The sequence below is a fragment of the Thalassospira sp. GB04J01 genome, from assembly GCF_000751115.1.
Lineage (GTDB): Bacteria > Pseudomonadota > Alphaproteobacteria > Rhodospirillales > Thalassospiraceae > Thalassospira > Thalassospira lucentensis.
Window position 1 is genome coordinate 60,533 of sequence record NZ_CCDX020000021.1, and the last position, 8,613, is coordinate 69,145.

Below are 8,613 nucleotides of genomic sequence, written 5' to 3' on the forward strand. Positions count from 1 at the left end.
TTTAGGGGATGGAGCAAATGACGTTTTTATCAGGGAGCCTGAAAGAGCAATCGGGTTGGCAACCGGGTCTTTCCTTGCCGCCAATCCTTGATCCTGTGATCGAACGCCTGCTGTCCGGGCAGGATCAACGATTGCCTGATCTACTTGGTCGGTTCGGTTCGCCGCTAAATATCGTTTTTCCTCATATCCTTGGCCAAAATCTGGCGCAAATGAGAGATGTGTTTGATCATCACGCTGTAACGTCGAAAATTTTTTATGCCGCGAAAGTGAATAAGTCGCATTCTCTTGTTTCTGCGGCGATTGATCTTGGGCTGGGTGTTGATGTTTCAAGTCGCTACGAGTTGCGTGACGCCCTTTCCGGTGGTTGTGACGGGGAAATGGTATGCGCGTCCGGTCCAGCCAAGCCGCGCGCCTTTCATCAGGAACTGATAGATGCCAATGCCTTGATTTCGGTTGATTCCATTGAAGAGTTGGCTGATCTCGCAGAGCTGGCGCTTGGTCGGGAACCGTGGCAAAGAGTTCGTCTTCTTCTGCGCTACCGTCCGATTAATGCGCATGCCAGCAGGTTCGGCATTGCACCGGAAGATATGCAATCCGCCCTGCTGTTTGTTGCGCAGCATAATGACTGCTTTGCCTTCGAAGGCTTTCACTTCCATCTGGGCGGTTATGTGCCGGAAAACCGGGTACAGGCATTTTGTGAAATTTCCGAATGGGTTGGTATCGCAGCCGCACTTAATCTGACGGTTTCCATGATTGATATCGGCGGCGGGCTGCCGGTCCGTTATGTCGAACCTGATATCTATGCGGCATTTCTGGCAAGTCAGGACAGTGATCATTATCGCAATGGTGTCGTGCCGCAGTCTTTCTATCCTTACGGTGGGGTAATCAACGCGGCGGAATGGATCGACAGGTTCCTGGTTTCGCCCGGTCCGGGCGATATGACAATCGCGCAATATCTGCGCGACAACGGAATTACGCTTGGTCTTGAACCGGGGCGCAGCCTTGTCGATCAAACAGCGATTTCCGTTTTTCGCATTACGCGGGTCAAGGACCTAGCCAATGGAACGGCTGTGCTTTTTGCCGAAGGTAGCAGTTTCAGTGCCTGTGAAACCTGGTTCGCATCGGAATTTCTGGTCGATCCCATTTTGATCAGCAGCCGTGTCCCTGACCATCGGGGAGTAGATGTCGCACCGGAAGGAAAGCCTGCACGGGCCTATGTTGCGGGGCACAGCTGCCTCGATGAAGACATCATTTCCAACCGACTGATTTCCTTTCCGAGCAAACCGCAAGATGGTGACTTGCTCGTTTATGGCAATACGGCTGGTTATCAAATGGACCTTCTGGAAAACGAATTCCATCGGGTCCCGATGCCGCGTCGCGTTTCCATTAGCGCCGATCTGGCAACCGTTCAACCGGACGATCACAAGGGAGCATCCCGATGATACAGACCAAAGTAACCAATCTGATCGGAAATACCCCGTTACTCGAACTTCCCGTTTCGGCGCCTAATACACGTTTCTTGCTCAAGATCGAAAAAAATAACCCCGGTGGCAGCATGAAGGACCGGATGGCACGCAGTATGGTCATGGCGGCAATTACCGATGGCAGATTGTCCGAAGGCGGCACAATAGTTGAATCTTCATCAGGCAACACCGGCATCGGACTGGCTATTGTTGCGGCCGAATTGGGCTTGCGTTTTATTGCAGTGGTAGATCACCACGCAGCACCGGATAAGCTGGCGGTGATGAAGGCAATGGGTGCCGAACTTCGCTTTGTAGAGGGTGACTATGCCGAGGATGAGGTGGCCGTTGTAGAACGTCAGCGTCTTGCCGCAGAACTTGGGACGACAATCCCCGGTGCGATATTCATGAACCAATCTGATAACCCGGCCAATCCAGCAGGTTATCAGGGGTTTGTTGACGAACTGATTGCCCAGACCAGTGGCGAGATCAATGCATTTTGCGGATGTACCGGCACCGGCGGGTCGTTAACCGGAATTGCAACCGGTCTTAAAAAATTCAATCGGGATATCTGCACTGTCGGTGTCGAGCCAAAGGGATCAATCGTATTCGGCCAGCCAGGTCACTCCTATTACCAGTCCGGGACCGGAACGCCAAAAGGCGATGAGGTCGGCAAAGTCCTTGATTACAGCGTGATTGATATCGGAACTCAAGTTGGGGATGCCGAGGCTTTCGAAACGGCGCGCTATGTTGCGCAAAATACCGGACTATTGGTCGGTGGTTCGACCGGGGGCGCGATCTATGCCGCGCTTGAACATATTCACGCGGGTAAAATTAGTGGAACCGTTGTTTGCACGGTTGCCGATGGTGGTGAAAAATATCTGCATACGGTTTTCGATGAAAAATGGCTGGCGGAACGCAACCTTGTTAACGAAGGTGTCTGGCGTCAGATGGCGCAATGGATGCCACTTGATCGTGGGTATGTTGCACGTCCCGAATTGGTCGGAGATGTCGCATAATGACCATTGCACAACAGAAATGGCCGATTGTTCTGATCGATCCGCATCGCCTGCGTAGGCATGAAGAACATGACACTGCCCATGCTGATACCTTGCATAATGTGATCGTCGCGGCTGGAGTGTGGACAACACCGATCATTGTCGAATGGGAAGATTTGATCGTTATGGACGGGCATCATCGCCTGTCGGTTGCCTGTGCTGCGGGTCTTTCGCATGTACCATGTTTGATGGCGGATTATCAATCAGTCCGGGTTGAATCCCGTCGGGCGGAATTCGATGTGACGCCCCATGATATTCGGCAACGCGCCCGGACCGGATTGCTGTATCCGCCAAAAACCACGCGCCATCATATTCCATCGGAATGGAACTCATGCTGCGCGGTTGAACTTGCAGTATTGCGAAAAATATCTGTCCCGAATTATGCGTTGGCGCATGACCATCTTCCCAAGTCGGAAGGCAGGCACGTGGGATGACACACCAGCAAGAAATCTATACACCGCACCGTGTTGTAATTTGTGGCGGTGGACGAACAGGGCATCTGAATGCCGTTCTGTTCAAGCAAATTCCGGATGTGGAAGTCAGGTTGCTGACCAGAAACGAGGCAGTCGCTGACGCGCACAATAGCGGTGAAAACATACGTGTCTTATTGCCAGAAGGTGGTGAAATTAGCGCCCGGCTTGATGGCGTAAGCACGCGTCCCGATGATGTTATGTCCGGTGCGGATATCGTCATTATCACGTTACCGGCACACGCCCGGATGGACTTGCTTCGCCAGATCAAGCCGTGCCTGCCAACAGACAAATCCGTCTTCGTCGGGGCCATTCCTGGATTTTGCGGCTTTGACTGGCTCGCAGAAAGCGTTCTGGACGACAACCCGAATGTCGTGATCTGGGGCATGAAGGATGTGCCGCATACGGCATTTGAACTCGATCCCGGCCAGTCTATCCGGATGGGCGGGGCAAAAAGCGTTCTGCATGTCGCAACCCACGACCGCGAGACGGGTGAAGCGCGCCGAAAGCTGATCGGACATCTGAAACGACTGTATGATGCCCCGGTCAAACTTCTGGACAACTTCCTTGAAATCACACTGACACCGGGCAACCCGATTATGCATAGTTCGGTGATTTATGGTCTGATTGGTCCGTTTGGCCAATGGCATAACCGGACATTTTCCGTGCCGATCTGCTGGTGGTCCGAATGTTCGGAAATCGGAGCCTATTTTCTCGAACGTTGCGATGCGGAAAGTCAGGCACTTTGCGTCAGACTTGAACAGCTTCTTTTGGCGGATCTTTCATCGGTTCGGCCATTGAAAGATGAAATCGTTGATGCCTATGGCGATCAGATCGCGGATTGCCACACCATGCTTTCGGTTCTGCGTAGCAACCGGGCCTATGACGGGATCACGGCCCCGCTTGTTCCGGCTGGCGAGGGACTTGATGGGCTGATCATGGATCCGCAAAGCCGGGCTTTTCAGGAAGATGTTGCTTTCGGTCTTGCCCTGCTGGTTGAGATGGGGCGTCGTTTGTCCGTTTCCCTGCCGCATATCGAGGAAATTTTTAACTGGAGTGTTGCCTATATGGGGGGGCTCAAGGCGTCTTCGCTAGATTACTTCCCGGCGAACTGGCCGATTGAAAGTAACAGGTCATGAACAAAAATATTCCCATCAACGTCACCACAAATAAGCTGCCGTCTGGCACCAGTAGCTATTCTGCAATCGAATTTGCGCAGGCAAATGCATTGCGTCGAATTGTCCGTTGTCTGTTTGCTGAACGGATCATTGACCCAGATCGTCTGGTTTCTGATCCGGAGGGCCGAAGTGCCAAGATCCAACTTAGGGATGGCAATACAACAGTTTGGTTCGAGGATATCGAACGGGCGCCGGCAAATACGGTAATCAATCACGGTTCGATCAAGGTACGCAGTTCAGGCGGCGACTGGCATATAGTTTCAACCGCGGCAGAGCTGATTGACGTGATGTTGCCCGATTTTGATTTTGTGCCCGCCGATACCAATGGCGAAAACCTTAAGCGCGATATTGCCAACAGCATTGAAAATGATGCAAAGGCTCGCGGGTTTCGGGAAAAATGGAATGCGCAGCTGGCAGACAATATCGCTGCCAGCGGGGCGCGTGGGTTGATCGATTACATGCGGCGTCAATTTGATACACGTGACGCATCCATCATCCTTGATCAATGGGGATCGTTGGAAGGGCATCCGTTTTATCCGACATGGAAAACCAAACCGAACCTGACGTCGGCGGAGGTTGCCGATTTGTCGCCGGAATTTGCGGCAATCGTGCCCTTGCGTGTGGCGGCTTTGCGTGCAGACATGGCCCATCTTGAACATATGCCCCATATCAAAGACCTGCATGTCTGGCTTGCCGAAAATCTGCCAACGATTTATCGCGACTGGAAAAAGGGTCTTCTGGACAATGATCTGGAACCGCGCGATTGGTTGCCACTGCCCATTCATGATTGGCATCTTGAAAATCATGTGAAATCGCACTTCAGCGATGAAATCAATCAGGGAATTCTGATTGTTGACGGACCGGATATCGAAACACGCCCCAGCATGTCATTTCGCACGATGTTGCCGACCGATCCGCAAAATAGCCCGTTTATCAAATTACCGGTGGCGATCTGGCTGACCAGTGAAATGCGGAGCTTACAGGCGAAGTCGATCCATATGGGACCGCGCATCAGTGCGGTAATCAGTGGAATCCTTGCGACAGAGAACGGTTTTGACGAGACCATTGAAATCTTTACCGAAGATGTCGGCATTCATTACAAACATGCGGTCCGAAAGGACGATGCTGAAGGCAAGCTTCTGTCTGTCATATTCCGCGCAACCAAGGGGCGGCTGGATCGGAATGATGGCTTGTTACCGGTAACGGTTGCGGCACTTCTGACCCGCAATCCATCGGATGATGCGCCGCTGATTGCTGAAATGGTTGATGGTCAAAGCGGGCGGGCATCAAAATCCGATGTTATCGATTTCTTCCGCCTTTATGCGCGCGCGGTTATTCATCCGGTCATTCAAATCTATCTGATGTATGGCATCGCGCTTGAAGCCCATCAGCAAAATACATCAATCCTGTTTGATGAAAACGGAACGCCGGTCCGTCTGCTGATCCGCGATTTTGGCGATGGAAGAACTTTTGCGCCGTTGCTTAATGAACGGGGATACGATCTGAAATCCTATTACTACAAGGGTATCCTGCCGACGGTTTTTGATGGCGATATCGAGCCTGTGCGATCATTTGTAATTGATGCCTGCTTCGTCTGTCATTTGCATGAGATGGCTCTGACGCTAAGCCATCACTATGAACTTGATGACGATGTTCTTTGGTATGTCATGGGCGAAGAAACCGCGCATGCATTTGATCATGCAAAGCCCCGTATTAGTTCTGCCGTATTCTGGCAGGAGGAACGGGAAATTTTCCTGACGCATGACTGGTCGACGCGATCAGTAATGCGTATGCATTTGCAAAAATACGCGGATTACCGGGTTCAGCATCAGCTTCCCAATCCGATGGCCGGGGCGAAACCGGCATGATGACGGGCGGCATACAAACATTGTCCGTTCGCTGTCAGATACATCTTTTGTTTGTTATCCAACTGGTATCGATGGGGGCGATGGAGATGAGCGGGCCTTTCTGGCCCGTTCATTTGCGTTCATTAATCCATTCAGACGACCTGTTCACATTTGCTAGTGTTGCGGTCTATGTCGGGCCGATGCTGGGCATAATGCTGACCAGCACGTTCTGGGGGCGGCTTGGTGATCGGTTTGGGCATAAGGCGATGATGATGCGGGCTCTTTTCGGGCTTGCGATTACCCAGCTTGCACTGGCCTACGCCAATGACGTTTGGTTGATCCTGATGCTGCGGTTTTTACAAGGCGCCTGTGCGGGCTATATTGCACCGGCACAGGCTTATGGCGTCAGTATCGAAAGTCCGGCAAGACGGGCAAAGCTTTTTGCCTATCTACAGGTTTCAACCAATGTCGGTTCGCTTGGCGGCGCATTGGTCGGTGGTGTCATCCTTGATCATGCGGCTTTCTTTTGGATCAACTTTTCAGCAGCCATTCTGTGTGCCATTTGTCTGGTTTCGGTCTGGGCATTGCTGCCGGTTGTGGCGCCAAAAGATGCAGAGCGTGGTGCCGTTGACAATGCTGCCCCCACAGCAAAGATCAGCATTTTGCGATCACCACAGATCGTATCCCTTCTGACCATTATTGGCGTTTTGTTGCTGGGGCGGATGGTGACACAATCACCCTTTTCGATTTATGTGCTGAACGTCTTTGATGTCGGCAACTGGGTCGTCGGTCTTTGCTATGGCTTGCTAGCACTTGGTTTTGTCGTTTCGGCATCCCTGTGGGCGCGTCATTTCGAAGGGCGTGCTGCGCGCGATATTCTGGGCGGCATGTGTCTGGTGATTGCAGGATGTGTTGTGGTGACTTTGTTGGCCGGGGTCACCCGGTCAATCTTCGTTTTTACCGCGATGTATTTTGTCTGGGGTGTGTTGCTTGGCGCGACCACGCCTGTATTGACTGCCCTTGTGTCACGGGCGGCAGGCGACTGCCGTCAGGGGCATGTGCTTGGGCTTGCGCAAAGTACGGCGCAATTTGCATCGATCGCGGGCATCGCCCTTGGTGGCTGGTTCAGTCAGGCCGCCGGACTTTCAAATATCTATTTCCTTGTCGGATTTGTTTACGCCATCGGGTTTGTCCTGACCGTCTTTGCACGAGTGCGTGCAGACACAATTGCCCGACCATCAGAAATTCCCGGAGAATAATAATGATCGTAAAAACGATATCACGTCTGATTGCCGCCGCAGGTTTAAGCCTGCTTTTCATCCAAGTGGCAAAGGCCGAAAAGATCACCGTCACCGACATTGCCGGACGCGAGGTCACGGTAAATGTGCCGATCCAAAGGGCTGTCTTGGGTGAAGGTCGGCAGCTTTATATCATAGCTGCCCTGGATCGTGAAAATCCGGCGAAGCGGATCGTCGGCTGGCGTAAAGATCTGATCGAGGCCGATCCGGCCACCTATCAGGCTTATCTCGCGAAATTCCCAGCCTTTGGAGATATCCCGGCATTCGCCGGGTTGGAGCAAAGCCTGATTGATATAGAAACCACGATTGCGCAAAAGCCTGATGTCGTGTTCCTGAACCTTGAAACACAACAAGCCGTTGACGAGGCGAACTATGTTGAAAAGCTTGGTGCGCTTGATATTCCGGTGATCTATGTCGATTTCCGGCACGATCCGGAACATAATACCGAGCCATCAATCCGGCTGTTTGGCAAACTGTTCGATCAGGAGATACGCGCAGAAGAGTTTATCAAATTCCGGGCCGCTGAAATTGCCCGGGTTACCGATAAACTGGCAAAAGCCAATCCGGCGCGACCAAAGGTCTTTATCGACCGGGCTGCCGGTTTTTATGAGGATTGCTGCCATTCATTCGGGGATGGCAATTTCGGTGCGATGGTCGAAATGGCGGGGGGCGACAATATCGCCAAGGACCTGATCCCGGGGACATTCGGGCAAATCAATGCCGAACAGGTTCTGGTTTCAAGCCCCGATCATGTGATTGTCACCAGTGCCGCGTGGGATGCCTATGTACCGGGCGGGAAATGGGTGCCGGTCGGTCCCGGGGCGGATGTGCAATTGGCCGAGAAAAAGCTGGAATATTATCCGACACGTTCTGCCTATCTTCGAATTGCGGCGCAAAAAACGCATGCATTCCACGCTGTCTGGCATCAGTTCTATAACAGCCCCTATCAGTTCGTCGCGATCCAGCAGATGGCAAAATGGTTCCATCCGGACCTGTTTACCGATCTCGATCCTGACGAAATATTCAGGAAGTTGCATGATCGCTTTCTGCCGATCAATTATCAGCCAGGGTATTTTGCTAGTCTTACTAATAAAATGTGATTATCGCTTGCTGAGTTATTAGCTCCGGTCGTACTTTCAGTTTGAATGAAGGTTTTTCAGAACTCACAGCGCATTTTATGCTGGTTGCAGGGGGGGTAGTGTAAGAGCGGTTAAGATATGGTGAGGAGAAGGTGTTGGCGTAATAGGGAGTAGTTAATTGCATGCCCCCGCAACCAAATAAAAAAGGCTCGCCCTCGTGGCG

At 52.1% G+C, this 8,613-nt stretch carries 7 protein-coding genes; all 7 read left to right on the top strand.

The genetic code is table 11. From position 1 onward, the window contains the following. The first annotated feature begins 17 nt into the window (after positions 1 to 17). The 7 genes from AMM48_RS20965 to AMM48_RS20995 are packed head-to-tail and all read left to right on the top strand — an operon-like array spanning position 18 to position 8,411. On the top strand, positions 18 to 1,442 hold the full coding sequence (locus AMM48_RS20965; protein ID WP_102785659.1) for a Y4yA family PLP-dependent enzyme: 1,425 nt from the start codon (positions 18 to 20) through the stop codon (positions 1,440 to 1,442). Continuing rightward, positions 1,439 to 2,479, top strand: a complete 1,041-nt coding sequence (locus tag AMM48_RS20970; RefSeq protein WP_102785660.1) for a cysteine synthase family protein — start codon at positions 1,439 to 1,441, stop codon at positions 2,477 to 2,479. The genes AMM48_RS20965 and AMM48_RS20970 overlap by 4 nt, the downstream gene beginning before the upstream one ends. Next, positions 2,479 to 2,952, top strand: coding sequence for a ParB N-terminal domain-containing protein (locus AMM48_RS20975; protein ID WP_102785661.1), 474 nt, complete (start codon positions 2,479 to 2,481; stop codon positions 2,950 to 2,952). Before AMM48_RS20970 ends, AMM48_RS20975 begins: the two co-directional genes overlap by 1 nt. Beyond that, complete coding sequence (locus AMM48_RS20980) at positions 2,949 to 4,127, top strand: NAD/NADP octopine/nopaline dehydrogenase family protein (protein WP_102785662.1); 1,179 nt, start codon at positions 2,949 to 2,951, stop codon at positions 4,125 to 4,127. The genes AMM48_RS20975 and AMM48_RS20980 overlap by 4 nt, the downstream gene beginning before the upstream one ends. Next, entirely contained in the window at positions 4,124 to 6,034 is a 1,911-nt protein-coding gene (locus AMM48_RS20985) for an IucA/IucC family protein (protein ID WP_102785663.1), read from the top strand. The genes AMM48_RS20980 and AMM48_RS20985 overlap by 4 nt, the downstream gene beginning before the upstream one ends. Continuing rightward, on the top strand, positions 6,034 to 7,272 hold the full coding sequence (locus AMM48_RS20990) for an MFS transporter (protein ID WP_181951600.1): 1,239 nt from the start codon (positions 6,034 to 6,036) through the stop codon (positions 7,270 to 7,272). Before AMM48_RS20985 ends, AMM48_RS20990 begins: the two co-directional genes overlap by 1 nt. A gap of 2 nt (positions 7,273 to 7,274) precedes the next feature. Next, positions 7,275 to 8,411 (top strand): ABC transporter substrate-binding protein, encoded by a 1,137-nt coding sequence (locus AMM48_RS20995; RefSeq protein ID WP_102785664.1) that lies wholly within the window; start codon positions 7,275 to 7,277, stop codon positions 8,409 to 8,411. Positions 8,412 to 8,613: the final 202 nt, after the last annotated feature.